The sequence below is a fragment of the Bacillus sp. ISL-39 genome (genome assembly GCF_018613295.1).
Classification (GTDB): domain Bacteria; phylum Bacillota; class Bacilli; order Bacillales; family Cytobacillaceae; genus Mesobacillus.
On the sequence record NZ_JAGGQM010000020.1, the window covers coordinates 1 to 20029 of the forward strand.

The 20029-nt window shown below is 45.0% G+C and carries 21 protein-coding genes and 11 tRNA genes; 2 read left to right on the forward strand and 30 right to left on the reverse strand.

Annotation, left to right across the window (positions count from 1 at the left end; translation table 11 throughout):
• Positions 1-168: 168 nt before the first annotated feature.
• The 12 genes from J7E37_RS15175 to J7E37_RS15230 all read right to left on the reverse strand — a co-directional run bounded on the left by J7E37_RS15175 (position 169) and on the right by J7E37_RS15230 (position 2142).
• A tRNA-Gly gene (locus J7E37_RS15175) sits at positions 169-242 on the reverse strand.
• A gap of 20 nt (positions 243-262) precedes the next feature.
• A tRNA-Pro gene (locus tag J7E37_RS15180) sits at positions 263-339 on the reverse strand.
• A 17-nt stretch (positions 340-356) separates the two neighbouring features.
• A tRNA-Arg gene (locus tag J7E37_RS15185) sits at positions 357-433 on the reverse strand.
• 63 nt (positions 434-496) lie between these two features.
• Positions 497-582 (reverse strand) — tRNA-Leu (locus J7E37_RS15190).
• 58 nt (positions 583-640) lie between these two features.
• Positions 641-725: transfer RNA gene (locus J7E37_RS15195), tRNA-Leu, on the reverse strand.
• Between the two features lie 88 nt (positions 726-813).
• Positions 814-889: transfer RNA gene (locus J7E37_RS15200), tRNA-Lys, on the reverse strand.
• A 155-nt stretch (positions 890-1044) separates the two neighbouring features.
• Positions 1045-1119, reverse strand: a tRNA-Gln gene (locus J7E37_RS15205).
• 6 nt (positions 1120-1125) lie between these two features.
• Positions 1126-1201: transfer RNA gene (locus J7E37_RS15210), tRNA-Asp, on the reverse strand.
• A 77-nt stretch (positions 1202-1278) separates the two neighbouring features.
• A tRNA-Glu gene (locus J7E37_RS15215) sits at positions 1279-1353 on the reverse strand.
• A gap of 14 nt (positions 1354-1367) precedes the next feature.
• A tRNA-Ser gene (locus tag J7E37_RS15220) sits at positions 1368-1458 on the reverse strand.
• Between the two features lie 16 nt (positions 1459-1474).
• Positions 1475-1549 (reverse strand) — tRNA-Asn (locus tag J7E37_RS15225).
• 119 nt (positions 1550-1668) lie between these two features.
• Positions 1669-2142, reverse strand: a complete 474-nt coding sequence (locus J7E37_RS15230) for a SprT family protein (protein ID WP_215024815.1) — start codon at positions 2140-2142, stop codon at positions 1669-1671.
• Positions 2143-2237: 95 nt separating this feature from the next.
• Here J7E37_RS15230 and cmpA point away from each other — a divergent pair, with 95 nt between their 5' ends.
• A complete protein-coding gene (gene cmpA, locus J7E37_RS15235) occupies positions 2238-2357 on the forward strand; it encodes a cortex morphogenetic protein CmpA (protein WP_192472919.1) in 120 nt (39 codons plus the stop codon).
• Between the two features lie 29 nt (positions 2358-2386).
• Here the strand turns inward: cmpA and J7E37_RS15240 are convergent, their stop codons facing one another.
• From J7E37_RS15240 to acpS, 14 genes are all read right to left on the reverse strand, one after another.
• Positions 2387-4555 carry a Tex family protein gene (locus J7E37_RS15240; RefSeq protein ID WP_215024937.1) on the reverse strand — a complete coding sequence of 723 codons (2169 nt, stop codon included), beginning with the start codon at positions 4553-4555 and terminating at the stop codon, positions 2387-2389.
• 140 nt (positions 4556-4695) lie between these two features.
• Complete coding sequence (locus J7E37_RS15245; protein WP_214779399.1) at positions 4696-5295, reverse strand: PP2C family serine/threonine-protein phosphatase; 600 nt, start codon at positions 5293-5295, stop codon at positions 4696-4698.
• Entirely contained in the window at positions 5292-6086 is a 795-nt protein-coding gene (gene sigB, locus J7E37_RS15250) for an RNA polymerase sigma factor SigB (protein ID WP_214779401.1), read from the reverse strand. The genes J7E37_RS15245 and sigB overlap by 4 nt, the downstream gene beginning before the upstream one ends.
• Entirely contained in the window at positions 6064-6537 is a 474-nt protein-coding gene (gene rsbW, locus J7E37_RS15255; RefSeq protein ID WP_079504369.1) for an anti-sigma B factor RsbW, read from the reverse strand. The genes sigB and rsbW overlap by 23 nt, the downstream gene beginning before the upstream one ends.
• On the reverse strand, positions 6534-6866 hold the full coding sequence (locus J7E37_RS15260; protein WP_214779403.1) for an anti-sigma factor antagonist: 333 nt from the start codon (positions 6864-6866) through the stop codon (positions 6534-6536). Before J7E37_RS15260 ends, rsbW begins: the two co-directional genes overlap by 4 nt.
• 58 nt (positions 6867-6924) lie before the next feature.
• Positions 6925-7935 carry a PP2C family protein-serine/threonine phosphatase gene (locus J7E37_RS15265; protein WP_214779405.1) on the reverse strand — a complete coding sequence of 337 codons (1011 nt, stop codon included), beginning with the start codon at positions 7933-7935 and terminating at the stop codon, positions 6925-6927.
• Between the two features lie 11 nt (positions 7936-7946).
• The gene (locus J7E37_RS15270; RefSeq protein WP_214740486.1) at positions 7947-8348 is read right to left on the reverse strand and encodes an anti-sigma regulatory factor; all 402 of its coding nucleotides are present in this window, start codon (positions 8346-8348) and stop codon (positions 7947-7949) included.
• A 4-nt stretch (positions 8349-8352) separates the two neighbouring features.
• Complete coding sequence (locus J7E37_RS15275) at positions 8353-8709, reverse strand: STAS domain-containing protein (protein WP_041967776.1); 357 nt, start codon at positions 8707-8709, stop codon at positions 8353-8355.
• Positions 8706-9539: an RsbT co-antagonist protein RsbRA gene (locus J7E37_RS15280; protein ID WP_215024817.1), complete on the reverse strand. Its 834-nt coding sequence runs from the start codon at positions 9537-9539 to the stop codon at positions 8706-8708. Before J7E37_RS15280 ends, J7E37_RS15275 begins: the two co-directional genes overlap by 4 nt.
• 900 nt (positions 9540-10439) lie before the next feature.
• Positions 10440-10790 carry a type II toxin-antitoxin system endoribonuclease NdoA gene (ndoA, locus tag J7E37_RS15285; RefSeq protein ID WP_041967053.1) on the reverse strand — a complete coding sequence of 117 codons (351 nt, stop codon included), beginning with the start codon at positions 10788-10790 and terminating at the stop codon, positions 10440-10442.
• Positions 10791-10794: 4 nt separating this feature from the next.
• A complete protein-coding gene (locus J7E37_RS15290) occupies positions 10795-11076 on the reverse strand; it encodes a CopG family ribbon-helix-helix protein (RefSeq protein ID WP_031308192.1) in 282 nt (93 codons plus the stop codon).
• 193 nt (positions 11077-11269) lie between these two features.
• Positions 11270-12427, reverse strand: coding sequence for an alanine racemase (alr, locus tag J7E37_RS15295; protein ID WP_215024820.1), 1158 nt, complete (start codon positions 12425-12427; stop codon positions 11270-11272).
• A 305-nt stretch (positions 12428-12732) separates the two neighbouring features.
• Positions 12733-13746: a LolA family protein gene (locus J7E37_RS15300; RefSeq protein WP_214779411.1), complete on the reverse strand. Its 1014-nt coding sequence runs from the start codon at positions 13744-13746 to the stop codon at positions 12733-12735.
• Between the two features lie 191 nt (positions 13747-13937).
• Positions 13938-14291, reverse strand: a complete 354-nt coding sequence (gene acpS / locus J7E37_RS15305) for a holo-ACP synthase (protein ID WP_214779413.1) — start codon at positions 14289-14291, stop codon at positions 13938-13940.
• 145 nt (positions 14292-14436) lie between these two features.
• Here acpS and J7E37_RS15310 point away from each other — a divergent pair, with 145 nt between their 5' ends.
• On the forward strand, positions 14437-15021 hold the full coding sequence (locus J7E37_RS15310; protein ID WP_215024823.1) for a rhomboid family intramembrane serine protease: 585 nt from the start codon (positions 14437-14439) through the stop codon (positions 15019-15021).
• Between the two features lie 243 nt (positions 15022-15264).
• Here J7E37_RS15310 and J7E37_RS15315 read toward each other — a convergent pair whose 3' ends face one another.
• The 4 genes from J7E37_RS15315 to cshA form a co-directional block, all read right to left on the reverse strand.
• Entirely contained in the window at positions 15265-16713 is a 1449-nt protein-coding gene (locus tag J7E37_RS15315) for a PH domain-containing protein (protein ID WP_215024826.1), read from the reverse strand.
• Positions 16706-17188 carry a PH domain-containing protein gene (locus J7E37_RS15320; protein WP_215024829.1) on the reverse strand — a complete coding sequence of 161 codons (483 nt, stop codon included), beginning with the start codon at positions 17186-17188 and terminating at the stop codon, positions 16706-16708. The genes J7E37_RS15315 and J7E37_RS15320 overlap by 8 nt, the downstream gene beginning before the upstream one ends.
• Positions 17189-17300: 112 nt before the next feature.
• On the reverse strand, positions 17301-18266 hold the full coding sequence (gene uvsE / locus J7E37_RS15325) for a UV DNA damage repair endonuclease UvsE (protein WP_215024832.1): 966 nt from the start codon (positions 18264-18266) through the stop codon (positions 17301-17303).
• Between the two features lie 138 nt (positions 18267-18404).
• Positions 18405-19883, reverse strand: coding sequence for a degradosome RNA helicase CshA (gene cshA / locus J7E37_RS15330; RefSeq protein WP_285290348.1), 1479 nt, complete (start codon positions 19881-19883; stop codon positions 18405-18407).
• Positions 19884-20029: the final 146 nt, after the last annotated feature.

A 20029-nucleotide genomic window follows, 5' to 3' on the forward strand; every position in this document is an offset into this window, starting at 1 on the left:
GTATTAGGCACGCCGCCAGCGTTCGTCCTGAGCCAGGATCAAACTCTCCAAAAAAGAGTTATGAGTTAGCTCATAAGTTAAAACGTTGGCTCATGTTCTTATAGAAGAAACATGATCATTTATTGTTTGTTGACGCTTGTTTGTTTAGTTTTCAAAGAGCAATGAAATTGGAGCGGGTGAAGAGAATCGAACTCTCATCATCAGCTTGGAAGGCTGAGGTTTTACCACTAAACTACACCCGCATATAAAATTATTTACTGAATGGTCGGGAAGACAGGATTCGAACCTGCGACCCCTTGGTCCCAAACCAAGTGCTCTACCAAGCTGAGCTACTCCCCGTTATTGAAGAAATATAATGGCGCGCCCGAAAGGAGTCGAACCCATAACCTTCTGATCCGTAGTCAGACGCTCTATCCAATTGAGCTACGGGCGCATACTGTTTTAATAGCAACTTTTATATATTAACACGATCATCAGTGTGTGTCAATAACTTTTTTGGTGCGGCCGAGAGGACTTGAACCTCCACGGGGTTGCCCCCACTAGGCCCTCAACCTAGCGCGTCTGCCATTCCGCCACGACCGCAAAACATGACAGGATTATATATTAACTAATTCAAGCTCATTAATCAACAGGTAATTAATGGTGCGGGTGAAGGGAGTCGAACCCCCACGCCTTGCGGCGCCAGATCCTAAGTCTGGTGCGTCTGCCAATTCCGCCACACCCGCATATTAATATCGTGAGTTGATTGTCCCCGACATGATCAAATCATAGTCGCGAAATCAAGGACATTTTTTCGCTGAAGGCGAAAAAATCTGGTGAGCCATGAAGGACTCGAACCTTCGACCCTCTGATTAAAAGTCAGATGCTCTACCGACTGAGCTAATGGCTCATATTTGAAGTGGAACAAAAGTTGCGTCCACCCATCTATATTCCCTTGTCGCATCTGATGCTCAAAAGACCTTCGGTCTTTCTCGCAGATTACCAGGGAAGAAAACTCAATGCAGCGAGCAATCTGCTCTACCGACTGAGCTAATGGCTCAAAAATGGCTGGGCTAGCTGGATTCGAACCAACGCATGACGGAGTCAAAGTCCGTTGCCTTACCGCTTGGCTATAGCCCAATAAAATGGCGGTCCCGACCGGGATCGAACCGGCGATCTCCTGCGTGACAGGCAGGCATGTTAACCGCTACACCACGGGACCAGATATGGAATTAGTTTTGTTATATTCGCTGTCACGAATTTTAAGGACGTTTATTTTTCGCTGGCGCGAAAAAAACTTGGTGACCCCTACGGGATTCGAACCCGTGTTACCGCCGTGAAAGGGCGGTGTCTTAACCGCTTGACCAAGGGGCCATATTAAAAGGTTCTGGCGGAGAAGGAGGGATTTGAACCCTCGCGCCGGTTACCCGACCTACACCCTTAGCAGGGGCGCCTCTTCAGCCTCTTGAGTACTTCCCCATACCTTTAAAATTAATGGCTCCGCAGGTAGGATTCGAACCTACGACCGCTCGGTTAACAGCCGAGTGCTCTACCACTGAGCTACTGCGGAATAGCTTTATTTGTTCGTGTCGTTGTCTTATCGACTCTTACTATTATAGGGAGGTACCCACTAAAAGTCAAGGGTGTTTTTAATAAGTTTTTATTTCTTTTTTAAAAGCCCACAAAAGCTTATTCTACAATCATTTCCTTCACTTTCACGAGCTTTCCCCTGCATTTTCCGCACACGTATTTTGAAGTATTTATAGATCTTTTACGGCGATAAGTCAACTTACAGCTGCTGCACTGATAAAAAACGAATTTCTGTTTCGCCCTTCTCTTCTTCTCCTCCGGAAGCACAGAACAAAACCTCGGGGCATCTACCTTCTTTAATAGATCTCGGAAATCTTTATCGCGATGCTTGTAGCCTTTTCCTTCTATATGAAGGTGGTAATGGCATAGTTCATGCTTAATGATCCCAACGAGCTCTGCTTCACCCAGCTGCTCAAAATACTTTTTATTAATTTCAATGTTATGGCTGTTCAGCATATAGCGCCCTCCTGTAGTACGGAGCCTCGAGTTGAAGAACGCCTTATGCCTGAATGGCTTATGGAAAAATTCATTAGAGATCGCCACTACAAGATTATGCAACTCTTGATCAGTCATTTGTAAAACGCCTGCCTTTTATAGAAACATGACAACCCATTATAGCATATATTAATGTTACCTTTTAACGTATTATCTTAAGGAGGTATTGCGCTATGCCTGTCTGGTTTCAGAATCAAATGAAACGAGCCTTCTACGAGAAAAACAGGTATCAAATCAAACTTTTAAACCAATGCTGGTACTTTTATAGAAATAAACAAGGGTTAAACGATTAAAGACTGCAGGCATTCCTGCAGTCTTTGTATTATGCCTGATCAGGCTTAAGCATTGTCAAGGCGACTCGGCCTTTCTTCTGGTCGACACTGTCCACCCATACAGTAACAACGTCCCCGACCGATACAATATCCAGAGGGTGTTTTACGAAGCGGTTGCTTAGCTTTGAGATATGGACAAGTCCATCCTGCTTTACACCAATATCAACAAAAGCACCGAAGTCAACCACGTTCCGTACAGTACCTTGAAGTTCCATCCCCGTTTTTAGATCCTCCAGCTTTAGTACATCCTTTTTCAATAAAGGTGCTGGAAGCTCATCCCGCGGGTCTCGTTCAGGTCTTACGAGTGCATCAATGATATCTTTCAGTGTAAGTTTCCCGATTCCTAGTTCATCCGCAGTCTGGTCGATGTTAATTTTCGCAAGGGCATCTTTTAATGCAGGAGTTCCTAAATCTTTTGATTTGAAACCGAGGCTATCAAGCAGCTGCTTTACCTCACCGTAACTTTCTGGGTGGATGCCGGTCCGGTCGAGAGATTCCTTTCCATCAATGACACGCAGGAATCCAATTGCCTGTTCATAGGTCTTCGCTCCGAGACGAGGAATTTTTTTCAGCTGTGCCCTGCTTGTGAACTTCCCTTCTTCCTCACGTTTCTTTACTATATTATTGGCTACAGTTTTAGAAAGGCCGGATACGTACTGCAGTAAAGAGGATGAGGCTGTATTTACGTTGACTCCCACCTGATTAACTGCTGTCTCAACAACGAATGTCAGTGATTCGGAAAGCTTTTTCTGGCTGACATCATGCTGATACTGGCCGACACCTACGGATTTAGGATCGATTTTAACGAGTTCAGCCAGCGGGTCCTGCAATCGACGGGCAATCGAAACCGCACTTCGTTCTTCTACCTGGTAATTAGGGAATTCTTCGCGGGCAAGGTCTGATGCTGAATAGACACTCGCACCAGCTTCATTGACAATGAGATAGAAAATCTCCTTATTCATTTCTTTCAGGATGTCTGACACGAATTGTTCCGTTTCCCTGGAAGCAGTACCGTTGCCGATCGCAACCATCTCTACCTCATAATCTTTCAGGACTTTAATGAATTTGTCCTTTGCCTCTGTATTTTTTGAGCCAGAAGTGTGAGGATAAATCACTCCGATCGATAAAACTTTTCCCGTTTCATCCACAGCAGCCAGCTTACAGCCCGTTCTGAATGCAGGGTCTACACCCAGGACGACCTTGCCTTTTAGCGGCGGCTGCAATAGCAGTTTTCGAAGGTTTTCCGAGAAAATGTGAATCGCTTGCTCTTCAGCTTTTTCTGTCAGTTCATTCCTGATCTCACGTTCGATTGACGGCTGGATCAGTCGCTTATAAGAATCCTCGAGAGCCTCTGTTACTGCAGCTGCTGTGACAGAATGATTTTTAGTAACCCACTTACGCTGCAAGTAGCTCATAATGACATCTGCTTTTGGCTTTATTGACACTCTCAACAGATCTTCTTTTTCACCGCGATTGAGCGCAAGGATTCGGTGCGGCACCACTTTACTGACTGGTTCCGAGTATTCATAGTACATTTCATAAACATTTTTCTCATCTTGCTCTTCATTTTTTACCGAGGATTCGATGGAGCCAGTTTTAAAGGTTTCATTTCGAATCCATTTGCGACTGTCTGCGTCATCGGAAACAATTTCAGCGATAATGTCTTTCGCGCCGGCAATCGCATCTTCGATAGATTCAACACCTTTTTCTTCTGATAAAAACTCGCGGGCTTTGTCTTCGAGACTTCCGTTTACCGGTAACTCCAGCATCCACTGAGCAAGAGGTTCAAGGCCTTTTTCTTTCGCGACAGTCGCTTTCGTCCTTCTTTTTTGCTTGTAGGGACGGTAAAGGTCTTCTACTTCCTGGAGCTTGATTGCTTTTTCGATGCTGCCCTTTAATTCGTCAGTCAGCTTTCCTTGTTCTTCGATGAGCCTGATGACTTCCTCTTTGCGCTGTTCTAAATTCTGTATGTATTGCCATCTTTCAACGATGTCACGGATTTGCACTTCATCAAGCGCACCAGTCATTTCCTTTCGGTAACGGGCTATGAAAGGTATAGTGTTTCCTTCATCTATTAATGAAATGACACTTTGCACTTGTTTAGCTGTTAACGATTGCTCTTTGGCAATGATTTTTACATATTGATCTTGCTTATCCATTGTTTGAGTCAAGAGACAATCCTCCATAATCAATTTTAATATTGCTTGGCACTTTAATAGTGTACCAAAATCAGCGGAAGGTTTACAGTTCTGGTAATGGTGCAGGCAGTGTACGGTAAAAACAAAAAGAAGCCCACTGGCTAAAGTAGACTTCCTACAATAAAAGTTGCATCATCCATTGAATTGGCATATTCGCTTTTGATTTGTTCTGCGATTGCACCAACCGAGCGATATCCCTTCAATATCGTTTTAGCGCCGTGGATATTGTCAAAACCGTCTGAGTAGATCAGGAATTTTGATTCTGGCTCATAAACGAATCTCTGGGTGTGAAACACCTGCGGCTTACCTGACAGATAACCCGTGACTGGCAATGGGTATGTCAGCTTGCCACTTGATGTATAGAGGAAGAAGCGAATATTTCCAACGCAGCTGTATACAAACTCGCGGGTTTCGAAATAGACTTTGAAGATTGAAACAGCGGCTCCTCTTTTTTGCACCAATATATTGTTGCAGTATTTCATGAGCGTATCTACATCTTCATGGTGGTTTTGCTCTACTACTGAAACGACTGCCGCAGAGGCTTCATGGGCGTATTGCCCGGACCCTAATCCATCAGCAAGTACACAGACAAAATAATCATCAGTAGCTGTATAATAATAGCTGTCCCCGCACTCTATTTTACCTTCCTTGATTGTCTGGTAAGCATAAAGTTCTATTTTGTCTTTGAACTGTTGAATCATGTAATGTACTCCGAATTGTTGTTTTCCGCATGGATCGCCTCTTGAAGCTTTTTGATTGCCCTTCTTTGAAGCCTGGATACATGCATCTGCGAAATACCAAGCTTGTCTCCAGCCTCTTTCTGGCTTAGATTATCAAGATAGGTATATTGGATAATTAACTTTTCGCGTTCACTTAGTACATGGAGTACTTTTTCGAGCACCATTCTTTGATTGATTTTTTCATAGCCATCATCAATGTTTCCAACGATATCCAGCAGGGTGACTGTCCCCCCATCAGAATCGGCTTCAATAGAATGGTCAACAGATAATGCCTGGTAGCTTTTACCCATCTCCATGGCTTCCAATACTTCTTCTTCGGAAACCTGAAGTACTTCCGCAATTTCATCCACACGCGGAGAGCGGTGCAGCTGGGTGGTCAAATCTTCGACTGTCGTCTTGATTTTTGGACCAAGCTCCTTAATCCTGCGCGGTACATGCACACTCCATGTTTTATCTCTTAAAAATCTTTTGATTTCACCAATAATAGTCGGTACGGCAAATGCTTCAAAGCTTTTACCGAATGTTTCATCATAACGGCGGATTGCGCCTAAAAGACCGATCATCCCAACCTGGAAAATATCCTCATGGAACGACCTTCCCTTTGAGTACTTTCTCGCGATTGTTTCGACAAGGTTTTGATAGTGGAGAACCAGCTCATTCTGGGCGTCTGCATCCTCATGCAGCTGGTAGGCTTTGATTAATTCATTAATCTCTTCTTTTGGCCTTTGCTTAGGTTGAGATTGTCTCTGCATCTCTCTCCACCTGCTCTCCTTCTCGGTACTTGGTCATAAAGACCGTGACGCCCTCTTTGTGATGGATTCGAACCTCGTCCATCAATGTTTCGATCAGATACAGTCCCAAGCCTCCTTCGCGAAGGAATTCCACAGAACTATTCTGATCATAAGGACCTAGTCCCTGGCGCGCTGAGTGGAAATCAAAGCTCTGGCCATTATCTGCAACCATCACTTCAAGCTTGTCTTCATACAATCCGAAACCGATGATGACTTCGCCGTTCTCATTGTTTTTATATGCATGCTGCACAGCGTTGGTACAAGCTTCGCTGGTAGCAATTTTTAAGTCTTCAATTTCGTCGTAGGAAAAACCCATACGGCTTGCAATACCAGAAAGGGTCAAACGAATGACACCCACGAATTCCGGTTTAGCCGGGATTTTCATCTCAATATAGTCAAATGACTGGTTCATTGCACTCCACCCTCAATCTGGCTGTTTATATCGATAATATCGGCCAAGCCAGTGATTTCAAAAAGTCTCTGTAAACGCTCGGACAACCCGACGATTTTGAACTCGCCGTCATTTGCACGCACGTTTTTGAATACTCCCACAAATACTCCAAGCCCTGTACTATCCATATAATTGACCTCCGAAAGGTCAACAACCATCTTTACGCCCTCTTTTTCGGACATAGGGAAAAGCTTTTCACGTAACTGTGGAGCTGTATATGCATCAATTTCGCCACTTACCTTGACTGCTAATTTTGATTCTGTTTCTTTCACATCTATTGAAATATTCATAAATGACCCACCCTTTACAATTCAATTGCTCTTTTGATTTACCCGGTTTGGAACCCGATTAAACATCTCGTTTCAAAATGATTAAAGTAAAATCATCACGCAATTGGAAATGCTGAAGTTTTTCAAGTTCCCTAAAGATATTATTGACAATTTCCTGAGCATTTAAGTGAATATATTTATTTATATATCCGATTAATGTTTCCTTTTCGATGAATCCTTCTTCCGTTCTGCACTCGGTCACTCCGTCAGACATCAGGATCACCATATCCCCAGGAAGGATTTCCTTCTCATACTGGGTATACTTCGTCCGCTTGTCCACTCCTAGAAGTAAGCCTCTTGCGACCAACTCTGTGAATTCCTTCTTTTTGGAATCATAATAGAAGCCAGGTTCGTGCCCTGCGGACGCATAATAGAAGATATTGTTGGAAGGATTGAACATTCCGTAGAACATCGTGATGAACATGCTTGGGTCAACGTTCTGTTCAACAACTCTGTTCAGATTCTCCAGGATGCTGCTTGGATCGAGCCGGTTTTCTGGCAGGCTGTCCATTGCATACTTGATCATGGACATACAAAGAGCCGCCGGAATGCCTTTTCCAATGACATCAGCGATTGCAACACTGATGTTATTGTTCTCATCCTGGACAAAATGGAAGTAGTCACCGTTCATATGCTTTGCCGGAACACTGATGGCCCCGATATCAATCCCAGGCACAGCAGGAATTTTCGTACCAAGCAATGTTTGCTGAACATTGGCGGCAATTTCCATTTCGGATCTTAATTCCTCCTGCTGGTGTCTCAGGCTTTGATGCTCTCGGTATGCGATACCATAGGCGATCATCACCTCTAGGAGGATATCAAAGGAATGCATGATATCTTCTGGAAGTTCAGGATACATCTCAAGCAGTATGCTTTTATGGAGGCTGATGATTTCTTCCGGTGCGATTTTATGCTCAATCGACTTGCGGCTGAACTTCTGCCCTGCATATAATGCTTGCTCGGATTGCTCTTTTATATAATTGTCAAGAATATCCCGATACTTTGATTCCATCATTTCTCGGAAATCCATACTTTCTCCCCCTAACGGAGCCATTTAGTCGCTTTAATCTGTGTTCCTTGTCCGGGGCTTGAGTCTATGTCGAACTCATCCATAAGACGCTTCACTCCGGGAAGGCCGGCTCCTAGTCCTCCTGATGTTGAAAAGCCATCTTCCATGACTTGGCGTATTTCTTTTATACCTGGGCCGCTGTCCACTGCGTTGATTCGCAATCCCGCTTTACCGCCGTCATATAATTTATCGATGCAGATCTGCCCTTTGCCGGCGTATAAGTATATATTTCTGGCCAATTCACTGATGGCGGTGGTGATTCGTGCCTGGTCAACTGTTCCAAAACCAAGCTCCTTCGCAACATTCCGGCCTAGCTGGCGTGCTGCGACGATGTCCCATTCGTTTATGATCGTAACGCAGGATTGGATGTCCATTCACCTATTCCCCCAATTCCTGTTGTAATTTCTCCAAACCTTTTTCTAAATCTAATGCAGTTAGGACATCATCAAGGCCGATACCTAATTCAATTAGCGTTATGGCAACAGCAGGCTGGATTCCGGTAATGACTACAATCGCACCCATGAGCTTGGACATATTGATGACGTCCCCAAGAACCTTGGCGATAAAAGAGTCGATGAAGTCGATTGAAGTTAGATCGATGACGACCCCATTGGCACTTGTCTCATGAATCTTGTGGAGCAAATCCTCTTGAAATTGAAGAGCGGTCTGGTCATCAAGCTCCCATTGAATGGAGACCAACAGACAATCATCCAGCTTTAGGATAGGTATTCTCACTTTGCTCCCTCCAATGTAACGATTTTTTTATTTGTCAGCTCAAGAGCTGCTTCGATTCCTTTTTTCAAGTTATTCTTTGTTGTAAACTGGTTCAGGTCAATGCCGAGGTTGACGATGGTCTGTGCAATTTCAGGACGGATCCCTACAAGCATGCACTTGGCACCGATGAGCCTAACGGCATCCGCTGCCTGGATAATATGATGGGCAACCATCGTATCAACAACAGGTACACCCGTAATATCAATCAGAACTACCTCGGAACGGTGTTTTACCGCACCCTTCAGCAGGTTTTCCATGATTTGCTTTGCACGCTCTGTATCAATCGTACCCACTAGCGGCATTACTGTAATTCCTTCAAACACAGGAATGAGCGGAGCAGATAGCTCCTGCAAGGCAATTTTCTGGAGGGAAACCGTTCTTTCCCATGTGGATGAATAGACACTGACAATTTCATTGTTCATCGGGGTCGACCAGCGATCGAATTCATACACCATGTCCATCTGGTTCTCCGACGTCACGACCCCTTCCTTCTGCATGCCCTCAAACACAATCAGATTAAAGGTATGGAGTCCTCTAGTGACAAACGTCAACGGCCAGCCAAGCCTGACAACTTTTTCAGCAAAATCAGTCAGCCTTTCATTGTACTCTTCGCTCGTCCCTTTGAAATTCGAGATAATCAAATCGATGAATTCCTTGCTCGCAGACTGAAAAACCCGATCTGAAACAAGGCGGACCACCCGGTCATCCGCTTCTTCTTTTGTCCTATCTATCCATTGATCCAGGATGTCCTGCTTATGAGCCTGGATATAATTCGAAATTGTTTTATTCATTCCATCCTCCCCATTCTATCACAACAAAATTTTACATTACCCTCTTCCGAACAATTGTAAACCAATTTTAAAACTGTAAATAAATATTCATAAAAATTCCTGATTATATATCTCCATTTAATGATAACAGTTTTCTTTCGTCAAATAAAATCAACTTGTCGACAGGATTCTGCGAATATCGCTATGCTGGTATTATTGTTATTATTCCATTTTTTCCGTATTCCATTTTACCTGATTTAAAATCTCTTTTAGTTTTGAACCAAGGCGCTGTCTTTAGCTTTGAACACTTGCTGTCAGGGTTGGTCGCAGAACGGAATGAGACAGCTTTTTTCAAACCTGTCCGAACTTGGGACTACTTCTGACAGCTTTGTTTGTTTTCCTGTCAAACCTGTCTTAACTCGGGCTTTCTTTTGACAGCTTTTCTTACTTTCCTGGCAAACCTGTCTTAAGTTGGGCTTTCTTTTGACAGCTTTTCTTACTTTCCTGTCAAACCTGTCTTAACTTGGGCTTTCTTTTGACAGCTTTTCCTTACTTTCCTGGCAAACCTGTCTTAAGTTGGGCTTTCTTTTGACAGCTTTTCTATCTTTTCCACCAAACCTGTCTCAAGTTGGGCTTTCTTTTGACAGCTTTTCCGCTTCCCACGCCAAACCTGTCACAATTCCGAGCTTTTCTTGTCGGCCTTCTCATTTTCATGTCAATCCCGGCAGAACTCAGACCCACTCTGTGACCACTTTCCATTGCCTCCCAATCTTCCCCGTCAACTAAAAAAGAGACAAGCCACTAAGCTTGCCTCCCACACAGAAAACATCCGATTTTATTTTTTTGGTTATGTATAAGGCCTGAAGACAGGCCAGGTGTTCGGTGACAAAAAAACGCTCTTTTTTAAGAGCGTGCTTTAAATCAAAATTCAATAAGACCTAAACTTACCTGAAGGGCTTCATCCACTTTTTCCATCATTTCGTCATCGAGATGGGTAATTTTATCGGTTAGGCGCTGTTTATCAATTGTGCGTATCTGCTCCAATAAGATGACCGAGTCTCGTTCAAAACCGTACCGCTTCGCATCAATTTCTACATGAGTGGGAAGCTTGGCTTTTTGGATCTGTGCTGTGATCGCTGCGATAATGACTGTGGGACTAAACCGATTCCCGATGTCGTTTTGGATTACCAGGACAGGGCGAACTCCGCCTTGCTCTGAACCAACAACTGGGGATAGGTCCGCAAAATAGACGTCACCACGTTTGACAATCAAAGGATTATCCTCCGCTGACTAGACGTTCAACTGTGTGCTCTGCCTCGTATTCTGCTTGAAATGCTTCAGATGCAATAGTCAGATTAATCTTGGCCATTTCCATATAGCCACGTCTCATGGATTCACGAATTTGTCTCTTTTTCTTCTCACGCAAAAACATTTTTGTTGCCTGATAAATAAATTCGCTGCGGTTTACGTTCTCTTGCTTAACAAATCCATCTAGTTCACTTAAAAGATGCTGCGGTAACTTTACCAAAATCTCAGTTGTTGCGCTGGATTCAGACACAAACATACACCTCCACCATCATCACTACATACCATTATTAAATTCGTTATCTCTCTACCATTTCTAATATTATCACTATTTATGCCAGATGCAAAGGTAAATCAGCAATTCTTCTGTATTATCCACCAAAAAATCAGTGTTTTATGCATGAGATTAACGGGATTGCACAGGTTTGTTAATTATTGGATGTGTTTTATAACAGCGAATTGTTCAAATCGACGACTTTGCCATTTTGCCTGTACAACCTCGGCACTCTTGAGGAGATGATGCACGGGACTTCATAATTGATGGTTTCTAGCTTGCTGGCAATCTCATTGATGGAGATCGACTCCTGTCCCTGGCTGCCGATCAAGGTGGCGATCGTTCCCACCGGGACCTCGCATGGAAGCTTTACCATGCATTGGTCCATGCAAATCCGTCCGATAATTGGGGATCTTATGCCATCGATCAGCACTTCCTGACCCTGCAGTCTTCTTATCCATCCATCAGCATACCCAATTGGAAGCGTCCCTACCCAAATTTCTTCTGGCGCCTCATATGTCGCTCCGTAGCTGACCTTCTCGCCTTTTTCAAGCTTCTTCACATGTACGAGCCTGGAATGCAGTGTGAATGCCTCCTGCAGCTCGACCGGCAATTCAGGCGCTATCTCCATTGATGGGGCCAGACCGTACATCGCAATTCCGACCCTTACCGCGTTGAAGCGGGCATCCGCATGCATCAGAGCGGCGGCACTGTTGCTGCTGTGGACGACCGGGGGCTGCGTTTCCAAGGCACCGAGCATTTCCCGGAACAAGGCAAGCTGCTTGTTAAAATATGAGTCATCCAATTCATCCGCTGTCGCATAATGGGTATAGATGCCGTGCAGCTGGAGTCTTTCATCCTCATCAATCAATTTTTCCGCACTCTTCAATTCTTCTACAGAACGAATTCCGATCCGGCCCATACCTGTGTCTATTTTTATATGAAGTGACAGGGAAGCATCTGCTTTAAGGACTTCCCGCGCTTTTTCCAGCCAATCCTTCTGGAAAACAGTCAGGATGATTCCCTCCTCGGCCGCAATGTTCACATCCTCCGGCCGGCTGGCCCCCAGTACAAGGATCGGTGCGGTGATCCCCTTCTTTCTGAGCGCTAGGGCTTCATCCATGAACGCGACAGCCAGCATCGATGCTCCCGCAGCCAAAGCCGCTTCCGCCACCTGCGAATCCCCATGTCCGTAAGCATTGGCCTTCACAACTGCAATAAATTCAACATCTTTAGGCAGGTGGCCCTTAATCCGCTCCACATTTGCCCTGACGTGGTCCAGGTCCACCTCTGCCCATGTATCACGGTAAAAAAATCCTTGCTCCTCCAATGAAACTCCACTTCCTTCAACCCGAACATTATTTTTATTGTTTTATTATCAAACCGATAGAACTCAATGTCAAATGGATAATATATACGGGTTTTCCGAGTGGAAAGTTCGTGGCAGTTATACGCAGATTGAGCTTCAAGACGATTTATTCCGAAAAAATTAAATATATTCCTTAAAAACTAAATATATTCCTTAAAAATCTGTTTTTTTCCTTAAAACTTGCATTATATTCCTTAAAGAAATGGTTTTATTCCTTAATCCATAAAAAAACAGGCCCAGGTTACACTGAGCCTGCATTTGAATTCTTATTTTTCCATATCGGACAGAACTGATTTTGCGACCATTTCAAGTTCTTCTGGTGATAGGTCTGTTGAAGCCAGCATATAATCGACTCCGAGGTGGGTCCAGGATACTGAGGTTTCATTCATGGCTCCAATTGTGAATCCTAGGTCGACAGGTTTTCCAGTCATATTGATCGCAGAGGACATTGCAGGCATGGCATCTGCTTTTTCCTGGATCAGCGTGAAGGACTTTTCGCCGTCATAGGTCAATATGACACGTTTTCCATTCTCTGTCGTGATTTCCTTTTCATCAATCAAAGTCACGCCTGGGATTTCAGCAACTGGGTATTTCACTGTGAATTCCTTGTCCTCTACATCTGCCATAACCGGTACCTCAAGCTGGGCTCCTGTCATGTTCTTTTTCATATCAAACGCATCTTTGTCAAAGCTTGCGTCGAATTTCACGTCAGAAAATTCAACCGTCACAAGCGCATTGCGGTCTGGGTCCATCACCTTCACGCTAACCGGCGCCAGGCTCTTTTTGTTCAGCTTGATTTCCTGGATTGGAAGCATCTTATTGTTCTGGTATCTTGTTTTCGTTTCGAACACATAATGTTCCTTTGTTGCCGAGAATTTCGCTTGCTTATCCTCCAGAATATCAGTGATTAAAGATTCGTACAGATAAGCCTGGCTGCTGTTCTTCGGCCAGTCGCTCTGGAATTTGAAGCTTTTGTTAAGGGCAGGCGTCAGAACAAAAACTCCTTCATCGTTCCTGAGGATCATCTGGCTTTGGTCCTTCTGGGCATTCTTCAGATTCACACGGTAAAATGACGGATCTTTATGCCAAATCTCCACATCATACACTTGTGGCTCCGTGCCCATTTGCAATGTCATCTTTGCCTTAGCCTTGTAACTCTTCAGATCTTCGAGCGTTCCATCCAGCTCTTTAACCACAGATTCCTGTGATTTGGTACCGCAGGCAGCCAGAGCAAAAATAACCATGAGCCCGGCGAGAAGCAGCAACAACCTTTTCTTCATTCTTCCAACCCCTTTTAGTCTCATTTAAACGTGTAAAGGGAAAGAAAGGACAGGAATAAGACACCGGCTGCAAAATTGCTTGAGTAGTCTTCGTGCAGCCATGTTCTCGCCGCCCTAGCCTTGTCTCCCTTACTGCATTATGAATATATGAGACAACCTGGGCGAATATGCCCCCGGGATTGACAAGCATTTTAAATTTTTTCGATGACCACTTGCGCGATCGCATAATGCTCACTGTGTGAAATCGAGAGATGGACTCCTTCCAAATAGGGCTTAACCACGATTGGCCTTCCGTGTGGGTCGTGCTCGATTTCGATATCCATGAAGGACAATTCCTTTCCAATACCAGTCCCCTTCGCTTTTGAAAAAGCTTCCTTCGCTGCCCAGCGTCCGGCAAGGAATTCAATTCCTCTTCGTTCATTATATTGCTTGTAAACTTCTCTTTCTTTTTCCGTTAAAACCCGCTCAGGAAAACGCGGCTGCGACTCTGCCAGTTTGCGGATCCTGCTGATTTCCACGATATCGATTCCTGTTCCAATGATCATTTTTCCAGCTCCCTTCTAAAAAAGATGAAATGTGCATAGAAAATAGTGTACAACTTTCGTTCATTAGGGCTATCCTTTAGATTAGGACTTTTACCAATTTAAAAAATAACCAAACCTCACGATTATGAGGACCGAGGAGGTTTCCATGTTTACAAGAACAGAAAGCTTGCGCGACTTCATTAGACTTTACCCTGTTATCACCATCATCATTGCCATCCATATCATATTATATCTGCTGACGGTGTTGCCAATTTTCCCGAGCAAATACCTGTTTGGACTTCTAGCCGGTGTGAACTTGTACGTTGTGAACGGTGAGTATTGGCGGCTTGTCACACCCATCTTCATGCATGCGGGGTTTGCGCATATGCTGTTCAACAGCTTTTCGCTCGTCTTGTTCGGCCCGGCACTCGAGCAGCTGCTTGGCAAAACAAAATTCACCCTGCTCTATCTTGCTACAGGCATCGCCGCAAACATTGCTACCCTGATTCTCGAGCCGCTGACCTACACACATGTAGGTTCAAGCGGTGCCATCTTCGGACTGTTCGGTTTCTATATTTCTATCACAATGTTCCGGAAAGCCATGATGTCACGCGAAAACTCCCAGACGATCATGACGATCGCCATCATTGCCGTGGTCATGACATTCGTCCAGTCGAACATCAATATTACCGCCCATATTTTTGGCATGCTTGCAGGTTTTCTGACCGGAGCTGCCATATATAAAAGGTAATAAAAAGCGCCTCAAGGGCGCTTTTTTTGTACAGGGGGTGAATTTCACTTCGAGAAATGTCCAGCTTCTGCGTTTCTGGGCAGTCGGCTATACATTTCGATTTCGGTCCGCCCAATGAAGTCAAAGAACGACTTCACCGGAGGGTCCTCCGAGGCACACGATGTGCTAGACCGGCCATCCACAGGACGTGGCGCTTTAAGGCGGGCAGCGCTTGTCGGGGCTGATCAAGGCGCTTACGCTTTCTCATTCATTCGTTTCATGTGAGTACCAGTGATACATCATGTCAACATGCTTTTTCTCAAGGTCAATGACTTTGCCGCCAGCACCGCCATGCCCGGATTTGACAATTGCCTCGACGGTAGCCAGTTTCTTTTTCCGCTGAAAAAAGCTTTCTTTCATGCTGAAGGACTGGACTTTGTTTTTCCTCATATACACTGTGTTCTTGACAATATTGCGATATCGGAAGGTCAGCATCCCATTGTCAAGGCTCCAGCCTGCATCCTTATAATTAAGATAGGACCATACCGCCGAGACAGCCAGCAGGATCAGCGAACCAAAGCCCCATGGTCTCAAAAACCAGATGGCCGCAATGATGATTGGCAGCGTGAACAGCCAGCCTTTCAGTAAATATCTGCTGTATGCCCTTACAGGTGCAGGCGATATATTGACACGGAAGTGGTACTCCGTCAAATGCGGTTCAAGCAGGCCGGGGATCTTTCTTTTTTTTACGATTGGAAGGATGAGGACCTTAGAGCTTTCCTGGTCAAGCGCCGAACCTCCCGCACTTTCCACAAATGCTGAAGCATAGCCAAGCGGCTGCCTGACGAGATTCTCGCTGATGCGGACGGCCTGAATTCGATTAAGCGGAATCGTGAACTGCCGTTTTTCCAGCAATCCACGTGTGATGACAAGGTCATTGTCCACTTTTCTAACGGTAAAATTAGCGTATTTCAGCATCGTACCAAACAGCGCAATAATCCACGCCAACAGGAATCCTAGAAAAACTACAACGCTGATAAAAACAACCCCGTTCTGGACAAAGTGCTCGACTCCATCAAAAATCTGTTCGTAAGGAATGAACTCTTCAAATTGAAATACGAACGCCAGCACCGCGGAAATGACTACACCGACCCCGCCTGACGTTGTTGCCAGCATCAATAGTTCTGAAACGGAGATTTTATATAAAAGATCCTCCGAGGATTCCGGTTTCTCTTCCCCATCCAGGATTTGCCCGGACTTTTTGATCGAAACGAGATAGTCATGGATTTCCTGTGCATCCTGCTTTGTGATCGCCGTAAGGACCGCCTCTCCATCCTGGAGTCCCATCCCGCCTGAGCCGGCCGTCTCCACCTTCACCTTCACAAGGCCGAACAGCCGCTGTAAAATTCCTTCGGACAAGTCAAGGCTTTGAATCCGGTCGAACGGTATATATCGCTTCTTCCTGACAATTAACCCATATTCGATTCGCAATTCACCTTGTTCGATGCGATATGTAAATCTGTACCATGACAAAACTCCGTAAACTAAAACAAGCACGACAACCCCAATTGAACCAAAGAAGTAAAACAGGTCCCAATCCGTTCCCCTGCTCCCGAAAACGACGAAAATCAGGAAAGGGATGATCATTTCCTTCAGCTGGCGAAGCGCATTGACGACAGCAGCGATCGGATGCAGCCTTTTCGGATCAGACATCTTCATCCGCCACCCTTGCAAGTCTTGAAATGGAGGTCCTCAAATTTTCGGCTTCCTCCATATCCAGCGCGGGTATTTCATGGATGGTCGCAGCAGTCGAAACCGTCACCGTCGATAAACGGTATTTTCGCAATAAAGGGCCCTGCTGTGTATCAACATGCTGGACACGGATCATCGGAATAAGCGTCCTCTTTATGATGAATACACCATATTGGAGCTCAATCTCCTGTTCCCTTACTTCATAGCGCCAGCGTTTCCAGCGCAAGGTTGGCAATAAAATGATGAATAAATAGCTATATACAGCAGCCACAGCTATAGCTGCAGCAATAATCCATTTAGGAAAGTCAAATATGATCGTAATGGCGATCAGACCGCCCGCTAATATCCATACCACCAGGGAATGGAGGCCAGCGGCAATTTTCCAGACAGTCAAGGCCTGCTCGGAAATCCGCTTTTGCGGCTCAGAAATCGTCATAAAGCTTCCTCCTATTTTTCCAATTAATAGCACCTTCCTAAGTATACAACAATAACACATCAGTATGGCACTAAATTGGGAGGAAAATGCGCTATGGGCCCGAGGATCCGTGTTATTTTATCTTGAAGCTGCTGCCATCAATGGGCTCCACTTCAGGCTTTAGTCTTAAATCTTCAGCAAGCTTGAACAGGGCGAGATCCTTCTTTTTCGCTTCGATCATGCAGTGGATTTCCGGGACTGAACCTTTTATCCCGTTAAGAAAATCCATGAACATGTCAGCATCCACATATTCGGCGTGCGCCCGGTATTCTTTCTCGGAACGCGGACTGGAAATATGCATTTTTACAGGCAGCTTCGAGTGCTCCCACGTGCCAGCGATTCGATCCCATTGCTCCTCCCAGTTTATGTTTTCATGATGGGCAAGGTGATGATGATAATCGAAAACCAGCGGGATTCCAAGCTTCTCGCAAAGGTAAAGCGTATCGTGCAGCGTGAACGATGTATCATCATTTTCCAGCATGATCATATCTTGCAGCCTGGTTGAAACAAGTCCCCAATTATGGATGAATTGCTCCAGCGCTTTTTCCCGGTTTTCATAGACACCGCCGACATGGAGGACACATCGTTGCTCGGGATCGATTTCCATCCCCTTCAATAAGGCATGATGCATTGCAAGAGTCCTGATTGAATTGTTCAGGGTTTCGGTCTTCAGTGTATTCAGCAGCACAAAATGGTCTGGGTGAAAATCAACACGCATCGGGTTTGATTGTAAAAAGTCAGCTATATCCTTTAATGGTTCTTTTAACGCGCGCATATACTTCCAATCGGAAAGCTCTTCATGATTGGCAAGCGGAATCAGCCTCGAGCTGAGCCGGAAAAAGTGAATTTCGTTCGCTTTGCTGTGCCTGAGAAGACGCAGGCAGTTTTCAAGGTTGGATACAGCGATTCTCTCCAGCTTATTGATGGCTGCGTCCCTGTCCTTGATTCCCTGGAATTGCTTGAATGTCATCGTCTGTGACGGAGAGGCATTCTTCAACTCCTCACTCATCGCAACATACCCAAGCCTAACAATCGTCATATCAGCCACCCCCGTTTTTTAGGTAGTATGTCCAAATTCAATGGATGGGGGACTGGAAAAATTATTGCCGAATGAGTTTGTAAATGCCGCATACAAAAAACCCCGGTTTAGTTAAAAACCGGGGTTTGGGTGTTTATTTTAGCGTGAAGGTCTAGATTTGTAGCCGCCGCCTTCTCTGCTGCCGCCGCCTGTGCGTTTCGTTCCAGAGCGTGGCTTATAAGGCTTTTTATTGCGTCCATCGCCGCCTCTGTTATCGTATCTTCTGCGGTCTCCTTGAGGCTTCTTGTCTCTTCTGTTTGGAAGAGGCTTTTCCTCAGTAAGCTTAACAGGAGTTGTATCAGGCTCTTTAGTGAGCATTTTCAATACTGAAGCAACGACTGTTTGAGCATCATGATTTTTCAATAGCTCATCCGCTGCCTGGCGGTAGTATTGAAGGTTATTTGACTCGATTGTTTGTGTAATCTTGTCAACAACTGCTCTTTGCTGGCCTTCAAGCGCTTGGTCCACGGTTGGAGCAGTCATTTTTTCCATGCGGCGTTTAGTTGTTTTTTCCACTACATGAAGGTAAGAAGTCTCTCTCTGTGTGACAAACGTGATCGCCATACCCTCTTTACCTGCACGGCCAGTACGCCCGATACGGTGTACATAGCTTTCAGGGTCTTGCGGGATATCGAAGTTATAAACGTGCGTTACACCAGAAATATCAAGTCCACGAGCAGCCACGTCTGTCGCAACTAGCACGTCGATTGAACCTTCCTTGAACTTTCTTAAAACAGACATACGCTTTGCCTGAGTGAGGTCGCCGTGGATTCCTTCGGCAGTGTAGCCGCGAAGGTTCAATGCTTCAGCAAGCTCATCAACACGGCGCTTCGTGCGTCCGAAGATGATTGCCAATTCCGGAGATTGGATATCAAGAAGTCGTGTAAGAACATCGAACTTGTTCTTCTCCTGTACTTCAACATAGTATTGCTCGATCAAAGGAACTGTCATTTCCTTCGCTTTGACACGAACAACTTCCGGATCCTTCATGAAGCGCTCAGCGATCTTGCGGATCGGTCCTGGCATTGTTGCCGAGAACAATAATGTCTGGCGTTCGTTAGGGATTTTTGCAAGGATTGCTTCGATATCTTCGATGAAGCCCATGTTCAGCATTTCATCTGCTTCGTCAAGGATGACTGTCTCTACAGTATCAAGACGGATCGTCTTTCTGTTGATATGGTCAAGAAGTCGTCCTGGAGTTCCGACGATGATGTGAGGACCTTTTTTCAATGCGCGGATCTGGCGGTTGATATCCTGGCCGCCATAGATTGCAAGAACGCCCAACCTCTTGCCAGCACCGATTTTGTATAATTCCTCGGAAACCTGGATTGCCAATTCACGAGTTGGCGCGATGATGATTCCCTGGATGTTATGGTTTTCTTTCTTGATTTTTTCCACTAGAGGAATACCGAAAGCAGCAGTCTTACCAGTACCTGTCTGCGCCTGGCCGATCACATCTTTGTTCTGAAGGCTGATTGGAATCGTCTCTGCCTGAATTGGAGTTGCTTCCTCAAAACCCATATTCTTTACAGCTTTTAATGTTGCGGGGCTAATGCCCATGTCTTGGAACATTGTCAACTTTGCTCATTCTCCTTTTTGTTCACATTTATCCCGCATCGGCAATAACCGATGCATCGTTATTTTAATAAGTGGCTGTTTAAGGATCCAAACCATTTCTGATTCTGGTTAGTTTGTCGTACCTTTACGGCAAAATAGGTGTTCTC

What these genes read in the sequence shown, in the direction of transcription:
- J7E37_RS15260 (WP_214779403.1), bottom strand. Translation starts at nt 6,866, where the DNA reads ATGAATATTTCAATAGATGTGAAAGAAACAGAATCAAAATTAGCAGTC.
- J7E37_RS15270 (WP_214740486.1), bottom strand. Translation starts at nt 8,348, where the DNA reads ATGGACATCCAATCCTGCGTTACGATCATAAACGAATGGGACATCGTC.
- uvsE (WP_215024832.1), bottom strand. Translation starts at nt 18,266, where the DNA reads ATGACGATTGTTAGGCTTGGGTATGTTGCGATGAGTGAGGAGTTGAAG.
- acpS (WP_214779413.1), bottom strand. Translation starts at nt 14,291, where the DNA reads ATGATCATTGGAACAGGAATCGATATCGTGGAAATCAGCAGGATCCGC.
- J7E37_RS15245 (WP_214779399.1), bottom strand. Translation starts at nt 5,295, where the DNA reads ATGATTCAACAGTTCAAAGACAAAATAGAACTTTATGCTTACCAGACA.
- J7E37_RS15320 (WP_215024829.1), bottom strand. Translation starts at nt 17,188, where the DNA reads ATGACGATTTCTGAGCCGCAAAAGCGGATTTCCGAGCAGGCCTTGACT.
- J7E37_RS15240 (WP_215024937.1), bottom strand. Translation starts at nt 4,555, where the DNA reads ATGGATAAGCAAGATCAATATGTAAAAATCATTGCCAAAGAGCAATCG.
- J7E37_RS15315 (WP_215024826.1), bottom strand. Translation starts at nt 16,713, where the DNA reads ATGTCTGATCCGAAAAGGCTGCATCCGATCGCTGCTGTCGTCAATGCG.
- J7E37_RS15310 (WP_215024823.1), top strand. Translation starts at nt 14,437, where the DNA reads ATGTTTACAAGAACAGAAAGCTTGCGCGACTTCATTAGACTTTACCCT.
- cmpA (WP_192472919.1), top strand. Translation starts at nt 2,238, where the DNA reads ATGCCTGTCTGGTTTCAGAATCAAATGAAACGAGCCTTCTACGAGAAA.
- sigB (WP_214779401.1), bottom strand. Translation starts at nt 6,086, where the DNA reads ATGCAGAGACAATCTCAACCTAAGCAAAGGCCAAAAGAAGAGATTAAT.
- J7E37_RS15300 (WP_214779411.1), bottom strand. Translation starts at nt 13,746, where the DNA reads ATGAAGAAAAGGTTGTTGCTGCTTCTCGCCGGGCTCATGGTTATTTTT.
- rsbW (WP_079504369.1), bottom strand. Translation starts at nt 6,537, where the DNA reads ATGAACCAGTCATTTGACTATATTGAGATGAAAATCCCGGCTAAACCG.
- J7E37_RS15265 (WP_214779405.1), bottom strand. Translation starts at nt 7,935, where the DNA reads ATGGATTTCCGAGAAATGATGGAATCAAAGTATCGGGATATTCTTGAC.
- J7E37_RS15230 (WP_215024815.1), bottom strand. Translation starts at nt 2,142, where the DNA reads ATGACTGATCAAGAGTTGCATAATCTTGTAGTGGCGATCTCTAATGAA.
- J7E37_RS15280 (WP_215024817.1), bottom strand. Translation starts at nt 9,539, where the DNA reads ATGAATAAAACAATTTCGAATTATATCCAGGCTCATAAGCAGGACATC.